Below are 17,011 nucleotides of genomic sequence, written 5' to 3'. Positions count from 1 at the left end.
ATCTCCATAACGAACAGACAGGATTGAATAATGTCTCGTATCGGTAAAAAGCCCGTTCCGGTTCCCGCAGGTGTGACGGCCAATGTCGACGGCCAGAAGGTTACTGCTAAGGGCCCGAAGGGTGAACTGTTTTTCGTCGCTAACGACGACATTCAGCTGAAGCTCGAAGATAACGGCGTTTCCGTAACGCCGGCTAACGGCACCAAGGAAGCTCGTTCGAAGTGGGGCATGTCCCGCACGATGATCGAGAACATCTTCAAGGGTGTTAAGGACGGCTATGAGCGCAAGCTCGAAATCAACGGCGTTGGTTACCGTGCCGCCATGCAGGGCAAGAACCTGCAGCTGGCTCTCGGTTTCAGCCACGACGTTGTGTACGAGCCTCCGGTCGGCATCACCATTGCCGTTCCGAAGCCGACGGAAATCATCGTTTCCGGCATCAACAAGCAGCAGGTTGGCCAGGTTGCCGCGGAAATCCGCGAATACCGCGGTCCCGAGCCCTACAAGGGCAAGGGCGTAAAGTACGCTGAAGAGCGTATTGTACGCAAAGAAGGCAAGAAGAAGTAAGGATCACGCGAAATGGCTAGCAGGAAAGAAGCACTTGCACGTCGCGCGAGCCGTGTGCGCCGCCAGATCAAGGCGGTTGCCAACGGCCGCCCGCGCCTGTCGGTTCATCGCTCGTCGAAGAACATCTACGCCCAGATCATCGATGACGTTGCTGGCAAGACGCTTGCGTCTGCCTCCACGCTCGAAGCCGATCTGCGCGGCTCGCTCAAGACTGGCGCCGACGTTGCAGCAGCAGCTGTTGTCGGCAAGCTGGTTGCCGAGCGCGGCGTCAAGGCTGGCGTCAAGGATGTTGTATTCGACCGTGGCGCGTTCATCTATCACGGCCGTATCAAGGCTCTGGCAGATGCAGCCCGCGAAAGCGGCCTGAACTTCTGATTTTTTTCCGCCCGGACATCGATCCGGGCGGAATTTCACCGGACCATGCGGATCTCGTCTTCGGGGCCGCTGGTCTTTTCGTTTGCCGTTCCACCCGTAAAAGAAAAAGGACAAGGACAATGGCACAGGATAAAAGAGGTTCCCGCGAAGAGCGTCAGAACCGCGAAGAGCGCGATAGCGAATTCGTCGACAAGCTGGTCGCGATCAACCGCGTTGCAAAGGTTGTTAAGGGTGGCCGTCGTTTCGGTTTCGCCGCTCTCGTCGTCGTTGGCGACCAGAAGGGCCGCGTTGGTTTCGGTCACGGCAAGGCTCGTGAAGTTCCGGAAGCGATCCGCAAGGCAACTGAAAGCGCGAAGCGCGATCTGATCTTCGTTCCGCTGCGCGATGGCCGCACGCTGCATCACGACGTCAATGGCCGTCACGGCGCAGGCAAGGTTCTGCTGCGTTCGGCCAAGGCCGGTACCGGTATCATCGCCGGTGGTCCGATGCGCGCCGTTTTCGAAACGCTCGGCGTTCATGACGTTGTTGCCAAGTCGACCGGTTCTTCGAACCCGTACAACATGGTTCGCGCGACGTTCGACGCTCTGAAGCATCAGGTTCATCCGAAGGACATCGCTGCACAGCGCGGTCTGAAGTATGCGACCCTTCAGGCTCGTCGTGCCGCTTCCGGCAACGCTTCTGAAGAATAAGGAGCTGGATCATGGCCAAGAAAACTACTGAAGCCAAGAAGACTGTTACGGTCGAACAGATCGGCAGCCCTATTCGCCGCCCGGCAATCCAGCGTCAGACGCTGGTGGGTCTGGGTCTCAACAAGATGCATCGTCAGCGCACCCTGGAAGACACTCCGGCGGTTCGCGGCATGATCCGTGCGGTCCAGCATCTCGTTCGCGTCGTTGACGAGAAGTGAGACGGAGTAACCTATCATGAAACTCAATGAAATCAGAGACAACGAAGGCGCCTCCAAGGATCGTATCCGCGTAGGTCGCGGTATCGGTTCCGGCAAGGGCAAGACCGGTGGTCGCGGTGTGAAGGGTCAGAAGGCTCGTTCGGGCGTCGCCATCAACGGCTTCGAAGGCGGTCAGATGCCCATCTACCGTCGTCTGCCGAAGCGCGGTTTCAACAACATCTTCGCTTCCGAATATGTCGTCGTATCGCTCGGCCGCATTCAGACCGCCATCGACGCCAAGAAGCTTGACGCTTCCGCAACGATCGATGCTGCTGCTCTCAAGGCTGCCGGCGTTATTCGCCGCGCCAAGGACGGCGTTCGTATTCTCGCCGACGGCGAGCTGAAGGCTAAGGTCGCTTTCGAAGTGGCCGGTGCTTCCAAGCCCGCAATCGAAAAGATCGAAAAGGCTGGCGGCTCGATCAAGCTTCTCGCAGTTGCAGCAGAAGCCGCCGAGTAATATATAGACTTCAGGCGCCCGGGGCTTGTCGCTCCGGGCGTTTGCGCTCCCTGGCCACTGTTGCTTTCGATCTAAATCGATTTATAGAGCATCAGGGAAATCTCTTCGCGGTGTGCTTCCTTGGCCCCGCTTGCGGCAGAAAGTGCTGCAGGGAGAGCCTCACAGTTCTTGAACTTCCATAGGGGAGGGGATAGGACATAAAAAACAGGGTGAGGCATGATGGCGGCGCAGAGCCGCGTTTGTCCGAAGCCCGGTTTTGACCAGTATCTTTTAGACCTTTCCGCATCGGCCGGTTGCGCTGGCTGGCAAGGGTCATTCGGAGAAATTTATGGCTTCAGCAGCGGAACAACTGGCTTCGAACCTGAATTTTTCGACCTTCGCTAAGGCGGAGGATCTGAAAAAGCGTCTCTGGTTTACTCTTGCCGCACTTCTCGTCTACCGTCTCGGCACCCATATTCCGCTTCCGGGCCTGAACCCTGAAGCCTATGCGCAGGCCTTCCGTGGGCAGGCCAACGGTATTCTCGGTCTTTTCAACATGTTTGCGGGTGGCGCTGTCGAGCGCATGGCGATTTTCGCCCTCGGCATCATGCCTTACATCTCCGCTTCGATCATCGTGCAGCTCATGACCTCGGTCGTGCCTTCGCTCGAAGCGTTGAAGAAGGAAGGCGAAGCCGGCCGCAAGATCATCAACCAGTACACCCGTTACGGCACGGTGCTGCTCGGCACGCTGCAGGCCTATGGCATTGCGGTCGGCCTCGAAAGCGGTAACGGCCTTGTCGTTGATCCGGGCTGGTTCTTCCGCATTTCCACCGTCATCACGCTGCTCGGCGGCACGATGTTCCTGATGTGGCTCGGCGAACAGATCACCTCGCGCGGTATCGGCAACGGTATTTCGCTGATCATCTTCGCGGGCATTGCCGCCGGTCTGCCCAAGGCCCTGGCCGGCACGCTGGAACTCGGCCGCACCGGTGCGCTTTCGACCCCGCTCATCCTGACGGTCGTCGTCGTTGCAATCGGCGTCATTGCCCTCATCGTCTTCGTGGAGCGTGCGCAGCGCCGTCTGTTGATCCAATATCCGAAGCGACAGGTCGGGAACCGCATGTTCCAGGGCGATACCTCGCACCTGCCGCTGAAGCTTAACACGGCCGGCGTCATTCCTGCGATCTTCGCATCGTCGCTGCTGCTTCTGCCGGCAACGGCTGCAGGCTTTGCGGGTAACACTAACCTGCCAACCTGGGCGACCTCTATCATCGCCTCGCTGCAACACGGCCAGCCGCTGTTTATGGCGCTTTATGGCCTGCTGATTGCTTTCTTCGCCTTCTTCTACACGGCGATCGTGTTCAATCCGAAGGATACGGCTGACAATCTCAAGAAGCATGGCGGCTTCATTCCGGGCATCCGTCCGGGCGAGCGCACCGCGGAGTACATCGATTACGTTCTGACCCGCATCACTGTGGTCGGCGCGATTTATCTGGTCTTCGTCTGTATCCTTCCTGAGACACTTATCGCACGTACGGGCATTCCATTAGCCCTTGGTGGTACTTCGCTTTTGATCGTTGTCAGTGTAACTCTGGATACGGTTGCGCAGATTCAGGGTCACCTGATCGCCCAGCAGTATGAAGGTCTGATCAAGAAGTCGAAGTTGCGTGGAGGAAAGAGGGGACGATGAGACTGATATTTTTGGGTCCGCCGGGTGCGGGCAAGGGAACCCAGGCCAAGCGGCTTACTGACAAGTACGGGATCCCCCAGCTTTCAACCGGTGACATGCTGCGCGCTGCGGTCAGCGCGGGCACCGAAATCGGCAAGCGCGCCAAGGCCGTCATGGACGCCGGCGGGCTGGTATCCGACGATATCGTCAATCAGATCGTTTCCGAACGTATCGAAGCTCCTGACTGTGCCAAGGGCTTCATTCTCGACGGTTATCCGCGCACCGTTCCGCAGGCGAAGGCGCTTGCCGACAACATGCGCAAGAAGAACCTGGTGCTCGACGCCGTCATCGAACTCAAGGTGGACGAAGAGGCTTTGATTCGCCGAATCGAAAATCGCGTGGCTGAAACCATTGCCGCTGGCGGTACTGTTCGCTCTGACGATAATCCGGAAGCTTTCCGCAAGCGCCTGACGGAATATCGCGAAAAGACTGCGCCGCTGTCCGCTTATTACAGCGAACAGGGCGAACTGGTGACGCTGGATGGCATGGCAGATGTCGATGCCGTCACCGAGGCCATCGAGCGCGTTCTCGACAAAGCCTCTGCCTGATCGAAGGAATGAATGGGCGAGGACTGCGTTCTTGCCCATCTTCCTTTTCGAAAGGCGGCTGATCCCTTGGATCGCAAAAGAATCTTGGCGGAGCCGGTTGCTTTTTTGCGCTGATTCCGTTAAACACCGCGCCAACTCGCGACATCCCAAGCGACTGGCGCGGATTTCCCTTAGGGAAGGGAGATCCGGGTTCGGTCGTTTTGACTTGTCACGGACATCAATTTGAACTGGCGGTCTTGTCGGCCGCTCGAATGGAATCACCACTTGCCGGATGGCAACTGGAACCAAGGAGAAAAGACGTGGCACGTATCGCTGGCGTCAACATCCCGACTGCGAAGCGCGTTGTTATTGCGCTGACCTACATTCACGGGATTGGTCCGAAATTCGCGCAGGAAATCATGGGCAAGGTCGGTCTTCCGGCTGACAAGCGCGTTCATCAGCTGACGGATGCTGAAGTTCTTCAGATCCGCGAAGCCATCGACCGCGACTACCAGGTCGAAGGCGACCTGCGTCGCGAAACGTCGATGAACATCAAGCGTCTGATGGACCTCGGTTGCTACCGCGGCCTGCGTCACCGTCGTGGCCTTCCGGTCCGCGGTCAGCGCACGCACACTAACGCCCGCACCCGCAAGGGTCCGGCGAAGGCTATCGCTGGTAAGAAGAAGTAATTTTCCGGTTCTCCGGAAAGGGGAGGCTGGTGCAGTCCGCGCCAGCCTTTCTGAGTTTGGCGAAAAGCTCGGTTACGGGCTGATTGCCGGTGTAGCCGCTGGTGTTACGGCGGTGAAGAGATCAATGAAAGGTATAAAATGGCCAAGGAAGCCGCACGCGTCCGTCGTCGCGAACGCAAAAATATCACGTCTGGCGTCGCGCACGTCAATTCGACCTTCAACAACACGATGATCACCATCACCGACGCGCAGGGCAATGCTATTGCCTGGTCGTCCGCTGGTGCCAAGGGCTTCAAGGGTTCGCGTAAGTCGACCCCGTTTGCTGCCCAGATCGCTGCTGAAGATTGCGCGAAGAAGGCTCAGGAACACGGCATGAAGTCGCTTGAAGTTGAAGTTTGCGGTCCGGGTTCCGGCCGTGAATCGGCACTTCGCGCCCTGCAGGCTGCCGGTTTCATGATCACTTCCATTCGCGACGTGACGCCGATCCCGCACAACGGTTGCCGTCCGCGCAAGAAGCGCCGCGTCTGACGCGACCGTGGTTCGGAAATTCCGCCTTACCTCAGGTCTGGCGGAATTTTCGTGTATCTGGCGTGTGCGCGTCGATTTCGATCGGCGGACTTGCGCTCAAGAACCCACCGATGAACCGCTGAATTTGGTTCCTCTCGGTGTTTTCATGCTCGGTCCGTCACGATTGGATGGTGGCGGCGAACGGAAGGTTTAAAGATGATTCAGAAGAACTGGCAGGAACTTATCAAGCCGAACAAGGTCGAGTTCACCTCGTCCAGCCGCACCAAGGCAACGCTCGTTGCCGAGCCGCTGGAGCGTGGTTTCGGTCTTACCCTCGGCAACGCGCTGCGTCGCGTTCTGTTGTCTTCTCTGCGCGGCGCCGCTGTTACGGCCGTGCAGATCGACGGTGTCCTGCACGAATTCTCCTCCATCCCCGGCGTCCGGGAAGATGTGACGGATATCGTGCTCAACATCAAGGAAATCGCCATCAAGATGGATGGCGACGATTCCAAGCGCATGGTCGTGCGCAAGCAGGGCCCGGGTGCCGTAACCGCTGGTGACATCCAGACGGTTGGTGACATCGAGATCCTGAACCCCGACCACGTGATCTGCACGCTCGACGATGGCGCTGAAATCCGCATGGAATTCACCGTCAACAACGGCAAGGGTTACGTACCGGCTGAGCGCAACCGCGCGGAAGATGCCCCGATTGGCCTCATTCCGGTGGACAGCCTCTATTCTCCGGTCAAGAAAGTGTCCTACAAGGTTGAAAACACCCGTGAAGGCCAGGTTCTCGACTATGACAAGCTGATCATGACGATCGAGACCAACGGTTCGGTTTCCGGCGAAGACGCCGTTGCCTTCGCCGCTCGCATTCTTCAGGACCAGCTGGGCGTCTTCGTCAATTTCGACGAGCCGCAGAAGGAAGCAGAAGAAGAATCGGTTACGGAACTCGCGTTCAACCCGGCGCTTCTCAAGAAGGTCGACGAGCTCGAGCTGTCGGTTCGTTCGGCAAACTGCCTGAAGAACGACAACATCGTTTACATCGGCGACCTGATCCAGAAGACCGAAGCCGAAATGCTCCGCACGCCGAACTTTGGTCGCAAGTCGCTGAACGAAATCAAGGAAGTTCTCGCTTCCATGGGTCTGCACCTCGGCATGGAAGTGCCGGCATGGCCGCCTGAGAACATCGAAGATCTCGCAAAGCGTTACGAAGACCAGTACTAACAAACAAGAAGGCAGACCTCAAAGACTGCCTTTCCCCGTCAAACAGCAGGTAAGTCACCTGCATGTGCCAGGAAACGGCAGGCCTTAAAGAAGGAACCTGCGTAGAAGGAGAATAGCAATGCGCCACGGTAATTCAGGCCGCAAGCTCAATAGAACCGCCAGCCACCGCAAGGCAATGTTTGCCAACATGGCTGCTTCGCTCATCACCCATGAGCAGATCGTCACCACGCTTCCGAAGGCGAAGGAAATTCGCCCGATCGTTGAGAAGCTCGTCACTCTCGGCAAGCGCGGCGACCTGCACGCTCGTCGTCAGGCGATTTCGCAGATCAAGGATCAGGACGCTGTTCGCAAGCTGTTCGACGCGATCGCAGCACGTTACGCAAACCGTAACGGCGGCTACCTGCGTATCATGAAGGCCGGCTTCCGCCAGGGCGACAATGCCGCTCTCGCCGTCATCGAATTCGTCGAGCGCGACGTTGACGCCAAGGGCGCAGCCGACAAGGCTCGCGTTGCCGCTGAAGCTGCTGCTGCCGAAGCTGCATAAGGTTTGATGCCTTTCGGGTGTCATGAGTTAAAATGCCGGGCGAGAGATCGCCCGGCTTTTTTGTTTGCGTTGTTTTCTGTGTTTAAGGCTGGCGATCGGGCGAATATTGGCTGATTTGACGAATAAGATCGGCAAGTGGCGCCATCAGGGCGACACGGTCCGAAGCATGATGGGCCAGCCAAAGCTTTTGCAGGTCTTCTTCATTGATCTCGCCATTCTCAATGTGTTCGAGAAGCTTTGATAGTGCGTTCCGATGACCGCTGTTCATCGTCCGGGCAATATCAGTGGGGGCGAGAGCCATCCCCATTGCCATGATGCTGAAAATCTCTGAAACAGCCGCTTGACTGGAGCCGGCAATTTTAGGGCGTTGCGAGGTTTTCGGGTTTTGGTCCGTCGGTTTCATGTTTTTGACGGGCGTTGCTGTGCATTGCCAACGGCGCGTCTTCCCCGCTTCCGCGCCATGATCGTCGGCCGCACCAGCCGATAGCCGAGCAATACCACCATCATGCTGATATAAAACACCGGCTCCAGCGTGATCGATTTTCGCGCCAGCACGAAATGCAGGACGCCGACGATGAGGACGAGATAGACGAGTTTATGCAGCGTGTTCCAGCGGCTGCCGAGTTTGCGGATCGACCAGCGGTTGGAAGTGAGCGCCAGGGGCAGGAGCATGACGAGCCCCGCCATGCCGAACATGATATAGGGCCGTTTCAGGATATCACCGGCAATGGAACTGAAGACGAGGCCACGGTCCAGCACCAGATAGACGGTAAAGTGCGCCAATACGTAATAAAAGGCAATCAGGCCCAGCGCCCGACGATAGGCGATGAGGTTGATGTTGAAGAGATCGCGTAGCGGCGTCACCAGCAGGCCTAGACAGAGGAAGCGAAGCGCCCAGATGCCAAGGAGGTGTTCGAAATCTTTGACCGGGTTGAAGCCGAGGCCTCCGGTTGCGGCGAGGTGGAAATACCAGACGCCGGGAGCAAGGCCGATGACATACAGCGACCAGATGGCCGCCGGTTGGTAACGCTTCGGCAGAGAGGGTAAGGTGAAGGCGAAAGCCATGGTCAATAATTCGCCTTCAGGTCCATGCCGGCGTAGAGGCTCGCTACTTCATCGTAGCCATTGAACATCAGGGTAGGGCGGTTCTGGGTGCCAAAGAAGCCGCCTTCGCCGATGCGCTGCTCCGTCGCCTGGCTCCAGCGGGGATGGTCCACATGTGGATTGACGTTGGAATAGAAGCCGTATTCGCGGGCGTTGGAATTTTTCCAGGTCGTTTCCGGCTGTTTCTCGACAAGCGAAATGCGGACGATGGATTTGATGCCCTTGAAGCCGTACTTCCACGGCACGACAAGCCGGATCGGTGCGCCGTTCTGGTTCGGCAACGTCTCGCCATAAAGGCCGACGGCAAGGATGGTCAGGGGATGGCGGGCTTCATCGAGGCGCAAACCTTCGACATAGGGCCATGACAGGGGCTGGAACAGGCCGCTCTGTCCGGGCATTTCCTCTGGCCGCACCACGGTCTCGAAGGAAACATATTTCGCGCTGCCCAGCGGTTCGACCTTGTCGAGCAGGCTTGCAAGTGGGAAGCCGATCCATGGAATGACCATCGACCAGCCTTCGACGCAGCGCATGCGGTAGGTGCGTTCCTCAAGCTGATATTTCATCAGCTCTTCGATGCCGAATTCCTGTGGCTTGGAAACGAGGCCATCCACTTTCACGGTCCAGGGTGTGGGTTTGAACTTGCCGGAATTTTCCTTGGGGTCGGATTTGCCGACGCCGAACTCGTAGAAGTTGTTGTAGCTGGTGACGGCATCAAGCGGCGTGAGTTTTTCATCCAGCTTGTAAGCGCCGGGTTTCGCCGCGAGCGGAGCAGCAACCGCCTCACGGCCCGCAAGCCCTATTGCCGCAAGGCCCGCCGCTGTGCCGAGGAAGCGGCGTCTGGAAAGGTAGATGTTTTTCGGCGTGATTTCGCTTGCCGAAATATGGGGCGGACGATAGGCGGGCATTGGAACCTCCACAAAAGCCGGGTGCATCGGCGATAAATCGATTATGATAGCCAATACGGCCGCTGCACAGATATGTTTCAGTCTGCTGCGGAAAAACAGCGCCGGGCAGACGGAAATCGCGCATTTGTGATAGGCCGTCGTCCGCTCGCCCGCGTTAAGGGAAAGGCGTACCGTACCGAACCGTACTGTTTTGCCCTAAGGTGACAGTGACAGCGCTTGCGGTTTGCGTTAGAAACACCGCAAAATAGGGCAGAGGCAGCTTCCACCGCGTTGCGGGCAGGCGCGCTTCGCCCCGAGATTGAGGAAAACACCATGCCAGCCTATCGCTCAAGAACGACAACCCACGGCCGCAACATGGCGGGCGCGCGCGGCCTTTGGCGCGCCACCGGCATGAAGGATAGCGATTTCGGCAAGCCGATCATCGCTGTCGTCAATTCCTTCACGCAGTTCGTGCCCGGCCACGTCCACCTCAAGGATCTCGGTCAGCTCGTGGCCCGCGAGATTGAAGCGGCCGGCGGTGTTGCCAAGGAGTTCAACACCATCGCGGTCGATGACGGCATCGCCATGGGCCATGACGGCATGCTTTATTCGCTGCCCTCGCGCGAGATCATCGCTGACTCGGTCGAATACATGGTCAATGCCCATTGCGCCGATGCCATGGTATGCATTTCCAACTGCGACAAGATCACCCCCGGCATGTTGAATGCTGCCATGCGCCTCAACATCCCCGCCGTCTTCGTGTCCGGTGGTCCGATGGAAGCGGGCAAGGTTGTCCTGCATGGCAAAACCGTCGCGCTCGATCTGGTCGACGCCATGGTGGCTGCCGCCGATGACAAGATTTCTGACGAGGACGTCAAGGTTATCGAGCGATCGGCCTGCCCGACCTGCGGTTCCTGTTCCGGCATGTTCACCGCCAATTCAATGAACTGTCTGACCGAGGCGCTGGGCCTGTCTCTGCCCGGTAACGGCTCGACGCTTGCCACCCATTCGGATCGCAAGCGACTTTTCGTCGAGGCCGGTCATCTGATCGTCGATCTGGCCCGCCGTTATTACGAGCAGGAAGACGAAACCGTTCTGCCGCGGACCATCGCCAACAAGGCGGCGTTTGAAAACGCCATGTCGCTGGATATCGCCATGGGCGGCTCCACCAATACGGTGCTGCATATTCTGGCTGCCGCGCACGAGGGCGGGGTGGATTTCACCATGGAAGACATCGACCGTCTTTCCCGCAAGGTTCCGTGCCTTTCGAAAGTCGCGCCCGCCAAGCAGGACGTTCACATGGAAGACGTTCACCGCGCGGGTGGCATCATGCGCATTCTTGGCGAGTTGGAGCGCGGCGGTCTGATCAACCGCGATACCTATACGGTGCATGAAGCGACGCTGGGTGACGCCATCGACCGTTGGGACATCACCCGCACCAACAGCGAGACGGTGCGTGAATTCTTCAAGGCGGCCCCCGGCGGCGTGCCGACGCAGGTTGCCTTCAGCCAGTCCTCGCGCTGGGACGATCTGGATACCGACAGCGACAATGGCGTCATTCGCTCGGTCGAGAAACCATTCTCCAAGGATGGTGGTCTTGCCGTGCTTTACGGCAACATCGCGCTCGACGGCTGTATCGTGAAGACGGCAGGTGTTGATGAGTCCATTCTGAAATTCAACGGCCCGGCGGTCGTTTACGAAAGCCAGGACGCGGCGGTTAAGGGCATTCTCGGCAACGAGGTCAAGGCGGGCGACGTCGTCGTCATCCGTTATGAAGGTCCTAAGGGCGGCCCGGGCATGCAGGAAATGCTCTATCCGACCAGCTACCTGAAATCCAAGGGCCTCGGCAAAGCCTGCGCGCTGATCACCGACGGTCGCTTCTCTGGTGGCACGTCAGGCCTTTCCATCGGCCACGCCTCGCCGGAAGCGGCACAGGGCGGCGCCATCGGCCTCGTGCGTCAGGGTGACCTGATCGAGATCGACATTCCGAACCGCACGATCAACCTGAAGGTTCCCGACGCGGAACTGGCCTCGCGCCGGGCCGAGCAGGAAGAGAAAGGCTGGAAGCCGGAAGCACCGCGCAAGCGCAATGTCACGACGGCGCTGAAGGCCTATGCGGCCTTTGCGTCGAGCGCAGACAAGGGTGCTGTGCGGATATTGCCGGAGTAATCCTATCGCAGAGTGGGTTGGAAGGTTACGCCTGATGCGTCGCTTTCTTCCCGGAGTGCTCGAAGAGCAATACAAGCACGCTTCGTCACCCCGGAACCGATCCGGGGTCCAGCGCGATCAAGTCCTTGATCGCAAGAGACTCTTCTTACGGCGCAGACGCGCCGTGCCTGATGCCGGATCAAGTCCGGCAGGGCGGAGGAGAAAGCTCTCCACCTCCATTTAAATTGAGCCGCTCTCTGAGCGGCTTTTTGCTGTCTGAATTTGGAGTGAATTCGGCTCACAAACAGATTCAATTACTTCGCGGGATGATTCCTGGTATCCCTTCAACGTTTTGTTTTTCCATCGTAAATGTGGAGCTGACTGCAGATTGTTTCTGGCGTGGCAGTCACATTGGAGTGATGTTCGTCCAGCGACCCTTTTCCAGAAAGCAGCGATGCCTAACTTCATCACCATGAAAAGACGAACCGCACTCGCCCTCATGGCATCGCTACCCTTCGCCTCACTTGCCCGTGCCCAGAGCGCCGGGAACAACGTCCGTTTCGATCCGTTGCTGCGGGAGGCGGATGCACTGTCCAGCCTCAAGACCGTCATTGTCAGCATCGATGGCGAGGAGATCGCTAGCCGCGCCTATCATGGTGCCGGTTTGAACGGCTCCACCAATATCAAATCGGCCTCAAAATCAATCATCTCCGCGTTGGTCGGCATGGCGATTGATCGCAAGATTCTCCAAGGTGCGGACCAGCCGATCGCGACCATTCTGCGCGGTGAATTTCCGCAAAACCCCGATCCCCGGCTGGAGCGGATCACCGTCGGTAACCTCCTGTCAATGCAATCCGGTCTGGAGCGCATGTCCGGGCCGAATTACGGCCGTTGGGTCGCCAGCCGCAACTGGGTGCGGATGGCCTTGGGGTCGGGTTTCGCCGGAGAGCCGGGTGGCGGCATGCTTTATTCCACGGCGTCGACACATCTGCTGTCGGCGATATTGACGAAGGCATCCGGCCGTTCGACGCTTTCTCTTGCCCGAGACTGGTTTCGGCCCCTGGAAGGGTTTTCCATCGGCGGCTGGGAGCGCGATCCGCAGGGCATCTATCTCGGCGGCAACCAGATGGCGATGACCGCGCGGTCGCTGCTGGCCTTCGGCGAGCTTTACCGCAGAGGCGGCGTGACACCCGGTGGTGAGCGGTTAATTTCGCAGGACTGGATCGAGCAATCATGGCGACAGCGCACCAATTCGGTCTTCAACGGCGACGGTTACGGTTATTGCTGGTTCATCAGGGAGATGGCGAGCGAGACGGTCTATTATGCCTGGGGTTATGGCGGGCAGATGCTGTACATCGCGCCGGCAAAACGACTGTCCGTCGTGATGACCTCCCGTGAAGACGCGCCATCGGCCCGAACCGGTTATCGCGACCAGCTGCATGGCCTCATGGAGAACGTCCTCCGCGCGGTGTGATCGGGTCAGAGCGGCCGGTTGATGCTCTGAAACGCCTCGCCGAGACGTTTCATGCGCTCCTCATAGGCGCCGGCAAGGCAGGCAACGTCGGCTGCACATTCCTGGCGCTTCTTCAGCCACTGGCTCTGCTCGTCGCGCAACGTGTCGCGGGCGCCCATGGCCATCAGCTGGGTTAGGATATCGAAGGTGGTGGCCATCTTCACGTCCTGATCGTTCAGGGCGCGGTTGTCGCAGATGGCCTTTTCATCCGCTGCGAGATCGGATTTCGTGCAGTCGAAACTTGCAGCACCGGCCGTTGAGAGGAGCGAGGAAGCAAAAAGGATGCCGCAGGCGAGGAGGGGCTTTTTCAAATGCATGGCTTGTCTCTGTTGAGGACTGCTGGTGCGGATGAAACCAAAATACGCCTTTGCTGGTTCCATCAGCGGAAGCCGCCGTGCCTGAAACCCACGGTCATCATCTTGCCGCTCTTTGCTTTACAGGCTTTGACGTTATAACTCCATCATACTGATGACGATGAGGAATCACATGCGAAGCGTGTTGAAGTATCTGTCCACCGGCTTTCTCGCCGCGCTCATTCTCCTGCCAGCGGGTGCCCGGGCGCAGGACAACAGGACCGTGCCGTCCAGCCACACGGAAATGCAGCTTTCCTTCGCGCCGCTGGTCAAGCGCACCGCCGGCGCGGTGGTGAATGTCTATGCCGAACGCATCGTGCAGCGGCGGTTGTCGCCCTTCGCCGGTGATCCTTTCTTCGAACAGTTTTTCGGGCAGCAAATGCCGAACCGCACGGAAAAGCAGTCGTCGCTCGGTTCAGGCGTCATCGTCACAGCCGGCGGTCTCGTGGTGACCAACAATCATGTCATTGACGGTGCTGACGACATCAAGGTGGCGCTTGCGGATGGGCGCGAATTTTCCTCCAAGGTTCTCATGAAAGATGACCGGGTGGATCTTGCCGTGCTGCAGATCGATGCCAAGGAGCAGTTCCCGGTGCTGCCGCTCGGCAATTCGGACAAGATCGAAGTCGGCGATCTGGTGCTGGCGATCGGTAACCCCTTCGGCGTCGGTCAGACGGTGACGAGCGGCATCGTCTCGGGCCTTGCCCGCAACCAGGTGACGCAGGGCGATTTCGGCTTCTTCATCCAGACCGACGCCTCCATCAACCCGGGCAACTCCGGCGGCGCGCTGATGAATATGGCTGGCGAGCTGATCGGCATCAACACTGCCATCTTCTCCAAGGGCGGCGGCTCGAACGGCATCGGTTTCGCTATTCCGGCCAATCTGGTCCGGGTTTTTGTGGCTGCTGCTGAACGGGGCGATGCGAACTTCCAGCGGCCCTACATTGGCGCGACCTTCGATCCCGTCACTTCGGATGTCGCGGAGGCGCTTGGCCTGCATCGCGCCCGGGGAGCGCTGGTCGTCAGCGTTGTCAAAGGCAGCCCCGCGGAAAAGGCCGGCATAGAGCCGGGCCAGGTGGTGACTGCGGTCAACGGATTGGAGGTCGAGCATCCCGATGCGCTCGGTTACCGCCTGACCACGGCCGGCATAGGCAAATCTGCTGAACTGACCGTCATGGACAAGGCCAAGGAAAAGAAGCTGACGATTGCACTTGATATTGCGCCCGAGACCGCTCCCCGCGACGAACGGCTGATCGAAGGCCGCAATCCGTTCGCCGGCGCGACCGTCGCCAATCTTTCGCCGAAGCTTGCTGACGAATTGCGCATGCCCTCGCAGGTCACGGGTGTCGTCATCACCGATGTAAAGCGTGGCTCGCCGGCTTATCGTGTCGGTTTTCTGCCGAAAGATGTGATCCTTTCATTGAACGGCGCAGATATCGGCTCCACGGCCGCTGTCGAAAAGGCGCTGGATGACAATCCTGGTTTCTGGCGGGTGGAAATCCTGCGTGACGGGCAGCGTATCCGGCAGTTCCTCCGATGAGTGACGATCTCTTCGCCCCGCAAGTGCCGGTGGAGGTCGCCAACCGGCGGCCTCTCGCCGATCGCCTGCGCCCGAAGACGCTGGCGGAAGTAAGCGGTCAGCCGCATCTGACGGGCGAGGAGGGCGTTCTGCGCCGCATGATCGATAGCGGCTCGCTGGGGTCGATGATCTTCTGGGGGCCGCCCGGCACTGGCAAGACGACGGTCGCCCGCCTGCTTTCCGGCGAGGCGGGGCTGGCTTTCGAACAGATATCAGCGATCTTTTCCGGCGTCGCCGATCTCAAGAAGGTTTTCGAAGCGGCACGTGCAAGGCGCATGAACGGTCGCCAGACCCTGCTTTTCGTCGACGAAATTCACCGTTTCAACCGTGCGCAACAGGACAGTTTTCTGCCTGTCATGGAGGACGGCACCATTATTTTGGTGGGTGCGACCACCGAGAATCCCTCGTTCGAACTGAATGCCGCTCTGTTGTCGCGGGCCCGTGTCCTGACATTTCGGTCGCATGACGAGGACAGTCTCAGCGAGCTTCTGAAGCGCGCGGAGGAGGCGGAGCAGAAGCCCCTGCCACTGACGGAGGATGCACGCGCAAGCCTGATCCGCATGGCCGATGGCGACGGTCGCGCGGTGTTGACGCTTGCCGAAGAAGTCTGGCGCGCGGCGCGGAAAGATGAAACCTTCGACACGGAAGGGCTCACGCGCATCGTGCAACGCCGTGCGCCCGTCTACGACAAGAGCCAGGACGGCCACTACAATCTCATTTCCGCGCTGCATAAGTCGGTGCGTGGATCGGACCCGGATGCCGCACTTTATTATCTCGCCCGCATGTTCGATGCCGGCGAGGATCCGCTCTATATCGGCCGGCGGCTGGTGCGCATGGCGGTGGAAGATATCGGCCTTGCAGATCCGCAGGCGCTCGCCGTCTGCAATGCTGCCAAGGATGCCTATGATTATCTTGGTTCACCGGAGGGTGAACTTGCGCTGGCGCAGGCCTGCGTCTACCTCGCCACCGCTCCGAAATCGAATGCCGTCTACACGGCCTTCAAGGCTGCAATGCGCGCCGCGAAGGAAAATGGCTCGCTTGTTCCGCCCAAACACATCCTGAATGCACCGACCAAGCTGATGAAGGGCGAGGGATATGGTGACGGCTACCGTTACGATCATGACGAGCCGGACGCTTTTTCGGGTCAGGATTACTTCCCGGAAAAAATGGGGCGGACCACCTTTTACGATCCACCGGACAGAGGTTTCGAACGCGAAATCCGCAAACGTCTCGACTGGTGGGCGAAACTGCGTCGCGAGCGGGAATCGCGTTAGCCCTCATCTTCACACAATGATTCAGGCGCTTGCCAAAAAGAGTCGCGAAACTGTGCTATCGCATTGTTTTTTTTAAAATAAGTCAGGATGCCTTGCGCTGAGGCGCGGCCTGCGGCTGCGCCGGCAGCATCTTGACCGATGATTCCGCCAGGCCGTTATGCCCGTCGGCATCGATCACCAGATGCCAGTGCATCGTTTCGGGGATGGCGATCCGGATTGGCGACTTTTTCGCGACGCCGCCAAGATATTTGAAATCGAGCAATTCGGTGAAGCGCTGGAAATTCGCGCCCGTCATCAACCGGACATTGTTGATGGCCGAGAGAGATACTTCAATGATCGTGCCCGCCCGCAATTCCTTCAGGTCATAATGCGTGTAGCGGAAATTCGGCCGTGCCATCGCGCGCCTCCAAGTACCGGTATTGTGGCAAAAGAGGATAGGGAGGCAGGGTTAACGCTGCCTTTAAATTCGAGCGGTTTTCATCGAATTACTGGCTGTCCCGCCGGCGGCCAATGGCGATGGTGAGTATTTCAGGCCGTGTTCGACGCCCGTGAAGATAATACCAACGTATAATGGGCGTATTTAATCATAATAAATTTTTTCCCCTTAGCATC

Annotated in this window: 20 protein-coding genes; 15 read left to right on the top strand and 5 right to left on the bottom strand. The window is 58.6% G+C overall.

The window, feature by feature from the left end; genetic code table 11:
- Positions 1 to 30 precede the first annotated feature (30 nt).
- The 11 genes from rplF (at position 31) to rplQ (ending at position 7,544) form a co-directional block, all read left to right on the top strand.
- On the top strand, positions 31 to 564 hold the full coding sequence (rplF, locus tag ACZ47E_RS07950; protein WP_003495204.1) for a 50S ribosomal protein L6: 534 nt from the start codon (positions 31 to 33) through the stop codon (positions 562 to 564).
- 12 nt (positions 565 to 576) lie between these two features.
- Complete coding sequence (gene rplR / locus ACZ47E_RS07945) at positions 577 to 939, top strand: 50S ribosomal protein L18 (protein ID WP_003507787.1); 363 nt, start codon at positions 577 to 579, stop codon at positions 937 to 939.
- Between the two features lie 119 nt (positions 940 to 1,058).
- A complete protein-coding gene (rpsE, locus tag ACZ47E_RS07940; RefSeq protein ID WP_004442585.1) occupies positions 1,059 to 1,628 on the top strand; it encodes a 30S ribosomal protein S5 in 570 nt (189 codons plus the stop codon).
- 11 nt (positions 1,629 to 1,639) lie between these two features.
- Positions 1,640 to 1,846, top strand: coding sequence for a 50S ribosomal protein L30 (rpmD, locus tag ACZ47E_RS07935; protein ID WP_003495212.1), 207 nt, complete (start codon positions 1,640 to 1,642; stop codon positions 1,844 to 1,846).
- Between the two features lie 16 nt (positions 1,847 to 1,862).
- A complete protein-coding gene (rplO, locus tag ACZ47E_RS07930; protein ID WP_003521009.1) occupies positions 1,863 to 2,342 on the top strand; it encodes a 50S ribosomal protein L15 in 480 nt (159 codons plus the stop codon).
- A gap of 328 nt (positions 2,343 to 2,670) precedes the next feature.
- Positions 2,671 to 4,011, top strand: coding sequence for a preprotein translocase subunit SecY (gene secY, locus ACZ47E_RS07925; RefSeq protein WP_004442582.1), 1,341 nt, complete (start codon positions 2,671 to 2,673; stop codon positions 4,009 to 4,011).
- The gene (locus ACZ47E_RS07920) at positions 4,008 to 4,598 is read left to right on the top strand and encodes an adenylate kinase (protein WP_464016835.1); all 591 of its coding nucleotides are present in this window, start codon (positions 4,008 to 4,010) and stop codon (positions 4,596 to 4,598) included. The genes secY and ACZ47E_RS07920 overlap by 4 nt, the downstream gene beginning before the upstream one ends.
- A 299-nt stretch (positions 4,599 to 4,897) precedes the next feature.
- A complete protein-coding gene (gene rpsM / locus ACZ47E_RS07915; protein ID WP_022556532.1) occupies positions 4,898 to 5,266 on the top strand; it encodes a 30S ribosomal protein S13 in 369 nt (122 codons plus the stop codon).
- A 138-nt stretch (positions 5,267 to 5,404) separates the two neighbouring features.
- Positions 5,405 to 5,794, top strand: coding sequence for a 30S ribosomal protein S11 (gene rpsK / locus ACZ47E_RS07910; protein ID WP_003495225.1), 390 nt, complete (start codon positions 5,405 to 5,407; stop codon positions 5,792 to 5,794).
- Between the two features lie 195 nt (positions 5,795 to 5,989).
- Entirely contained in the window at positions 5,990 to 7,000 is a 1,011-nt protein-coding gene (locus tag ACZ47E_RS07905) for a DNA-directed RNA polymerase subunit alpha (RefSeq protein ID WP_003495228.1), read from the top strand.
- A gap of 118 nt (positions 7,001 to 7,118) precedes the next feature.
- On the top strand, positions 7,119 to 7,544 hold the full coding sequence (rplQ, locus tag ACZ47E_RS07900) for a 50S ribosomal protein L17 (protein ID WP_003521014.1): 426 nt from the start codon (positions 7,119 to 7,121) through the stop codon (positions 7,542 to 7,544).
- 82 nt (positions 7,545 to 7,626) lie between these two features.
- Here the strand turns inward: rplQ and ACZ47E_RS07895 are convergent, their stop codons facing one another.
- From ACZ47E_RS07895 to msrP, 3 genes are read right to left on the bottom strand one after another with little or no spacing between them, the layout of a single operon-like run.
- A complete protein-coding gene (locus ACZ47E_RS07895; protein ID WP_004442573.1) occupies positions 7,627 to 7,947 on the bottom strand; it encodes a hypothetical protein in 321 nt (106 codons plus the stop codon).
- On the bottom strand, positions 7,944 to 8,609 hold the full coding sequence (gene msrQ, locus ACZ47E_RS07890; protein ID WP_278066855.1) for a protein-methionine-sulfoxide reductase heme-binding subunit MsrQ: 666 nt from the start codon (positions 8,607 to 8,609) through the stop codon (positions 7,944 to 7,946). The genes ACZ47E_RS07895 and msrQ overlap by 4 nt, the downstream gene beginning before the upstream one ends.
- Positions 8,610 to 8,611: 2 nt before the next feature.
- The gene (gene msrP / locus ACZ47E_RS07885) at positions 8,612 to 9,553 is read right to left on the bottom strand and encodes a protein-methionine-sulfoxide reductase catalytic subunit MsrP (protein WP_278066854.1); all 942 of its coding nucleotides are present in this window, start codon (positions 9,551 to 9,553) and stop codon (positions 8,612 to 8,614) included.
- A gap of 312 nt (positions 9,554 to 9,865) precedes the next feature.
- On the opposite strand from msrP, the gene ilvD reads away from it, so the two are divergent.
- Both ilvD and ACZ47E_RS07875 read left to right on the top strand, forming a co-directional pair.
- Positions 9,866 to 11,701, top strand: a complete 1,836-nt coding sequence (gene ilvD, locus ACZ47E_RS07880; protein WP_004442566.1) for a dihydroxy-acid dehydratase — start codon at positions 9,866 to 9,868, stop codon at positions 11,699 to 11,701.
- Positions 11,702 to 12,152: 451 nt separating this feature from the next.
- Entirely contained in the window at positions 12,153 to 13,154 is a 1,002-nt protein-coding gene (locus tag ACZ47E_RS07875; protein WP_278067467.1) for a serine hydrolase domain-containing protein, read from the top strand.
- A gap of 5 nt (positions 13,155 to 13,159) precedes the next feature.
- Here the strand turns inward: ACZ47E_RS07875 and ACZ47E_RS07870 are convergent, their stop codons facing one another.
- On the bottom strand, positions 13,160 to 13,510 hold the full coding sequence (locus tag ACZ47E_RS07870) for a lysozyme inhibitor LprI family protein (protein WP_278066853.1): 351 nt from the start codon (positions 13,508 to 13,510) through the stop codon (positions 13,160 to 13,162).
- Positions 13,511 to 13,679: 169 nt separating this feature from the next.
- On the opposite strand from ACZ47E_RS07870, the gene ACZ47E_RS07865 reads away from it, so the two are divergent.
- Complete coding sequence (locus tag ACZ47E_RS07865; protein ID WP_278066852.1) at positions 13,680 to 15,086, top strand: DegQ family serine endoprotease; 1,407 nt, start codon at positions 13,680 to 13,682, stop codon at positions 15,084 to 15,086.
- Positions 15,083 to 16,399, top strand: a complete 1,317-nt coding sequence (locus ACZ47E_RS07860; protein WP_035211375.1) for a replication-associated recombination protein A — start codon at positions 15,083 to 15,085, stop codon at positions 16,397 to 16,399. The genes ACZ47E_RS07865 and ACZ47E_RS07860 overlap by 4 nt, the downstream gene beginning before the upstream one ends.
- Before the next feature lie 82 nt (positions 16,400 to 16,481).
- Here ACZ47E_RS07860 and ACZ47E_RS07855 read toward each other — a convergent pair whose 3' ends face one another.
- Entirely contained in the window at positions 16,482 to 16,796 is a 315-nt protein-coding gene (locus tag ACZ47E_RS07855; RefSeq protein WP_004442557.1) for a DUF1883 domain-containing protein, read from the bottom strand.
- Positions 16,797 to 17,011: the final 215 nt, after the last annotated feature.

The organism is Agrobacterium sp. 5Ca39 (assembly GCF_055382365.1).
This window is presented reverse-complemented; position numbering and strand designations above follow the sequence as displayed.

Coding starts and splice junctions, on each gene's coding strand:
- ACZ47E_RS07855 (WP_004442557.1), bottom strand. CDS start 16,796: ATGGCACGGCCGAATTTCCGCTACACGCATTATGACCTGAAGGAATTG.
- rplR (WP_003507787.1), top strand. CDS start 577: ATGGCTAGCAGGAAAGAAGCACTTGCACGTCGCGCGAGCCGTGTGCGC.
- ACZ47E_RS07920 (WP_464016835.1), top strand. CDS start 4,008: ATGAGACTGATATTTTTGGGTCCGCCGGGTGCGGGCAAGGGAACCCAG.
- rpsE (WP_004442585.1), top strand. CDS start 1,059: ATGGCACAGGATAAAAGAGGTTCCCGCGAAGAGCGTCAGAACCGCGAA.
- ACZ47E_RS07875 (WP_278067467.1), top strand. CDS start 12,153: ATGAAAAGACGAACCGCACTCGCCCTCATGGCATCGCTACCCTTCGCC.
- msrP (WP_278066854.1), bottom strand. CDS start 9,553: ATGCCCGCCTATCGTCCGCCCCATATTTCGGCAAGCGAAATCACGCCG.
- rplQ (WP_003521014.1), top strand. CDS start 7,119: ATGCGCCACGGTAATTCAGGCCGCAAGCTCAATAGAACCGCCAGCCAC.
- rplO (WP_003521009.1), top strand. CDS start 1,863: ATGAAACTCAATGAAATCAGAGACAACGAAGGCGCCTCCAAGGATCGT.
- msrQ (WP_278066855.1), bottom strand. CDS start 8,609: ATGGCTTTCGCCTTCACCTTACCCTCTCTGCCGAAGCGTTACCAACCG.
- secY (WP_004442582.1), top strand. CDS start 2,671: ATGGCTTCAGCAGCGGAACAACTGGCTTCGAACCTGAATTTTTCGACC.
- ACZ47E_RS07895 (WP_004442573.1), bottom strand. CDS start 7,947: ATGAAACCGACGGACCAAAACCCGAAAACCTCGCAACGCCCTAAAATT.
- rpmD (WP_003495212.1), top strand. CDS start 1,640: ATGGCCAAGAAAACTACTGAAGCCAAGAAGACTGTTACGGTCGAACAG.
- ACZ47E_RS07860 (WP_035211375.1), top strand. CDS start 15,083: ATGAGTGACGATCTCTTCGCCCCGCAAGTGCCGGTGGAGGTCGCCAAC.
- ACZ47E_RS07865 (WP_278066852.1), top strand. CDS start 13,680: ATGCGAAGCGTGTTGAAGTATCTGTCCACCGGCTTTCTCGCCGCGCTC.
- ACZ47E_RS07905 (WP_003495228.1), top strand. CDS start 5,990: ATGATTCAGAAGAACTGGCAGGAACTTATCAAGCCGAACAAGGTCGAG.
- rplF (WP_003495204.1), top strand. CDS start 31: ATGTCTCGTATCGGTAAAAAGCCCGTTCCGGTTCCCGCAGGTGTGACG.
- ilvD (WP_004442566.1), top strand. CDS start 9,866: ATGCCAGCCTATCGCTCAAGAACGACAACCCACGGCCGCAACATGGCG.
- rpsK (WP_003495225.1), top strand. CDS start 5,405: ATGGCCAAGGAAGCCGCACGCGTCCGTCGTCGCGAACGCAAAAATATC.
- ACZ47E_RS07870 (WP_278066853.1), bottom strand. CDS start 13,510: ATGCATTTGAAAAAGCCCCTCCTCGCCTGCGGCATCCTTTTTGCTTCC.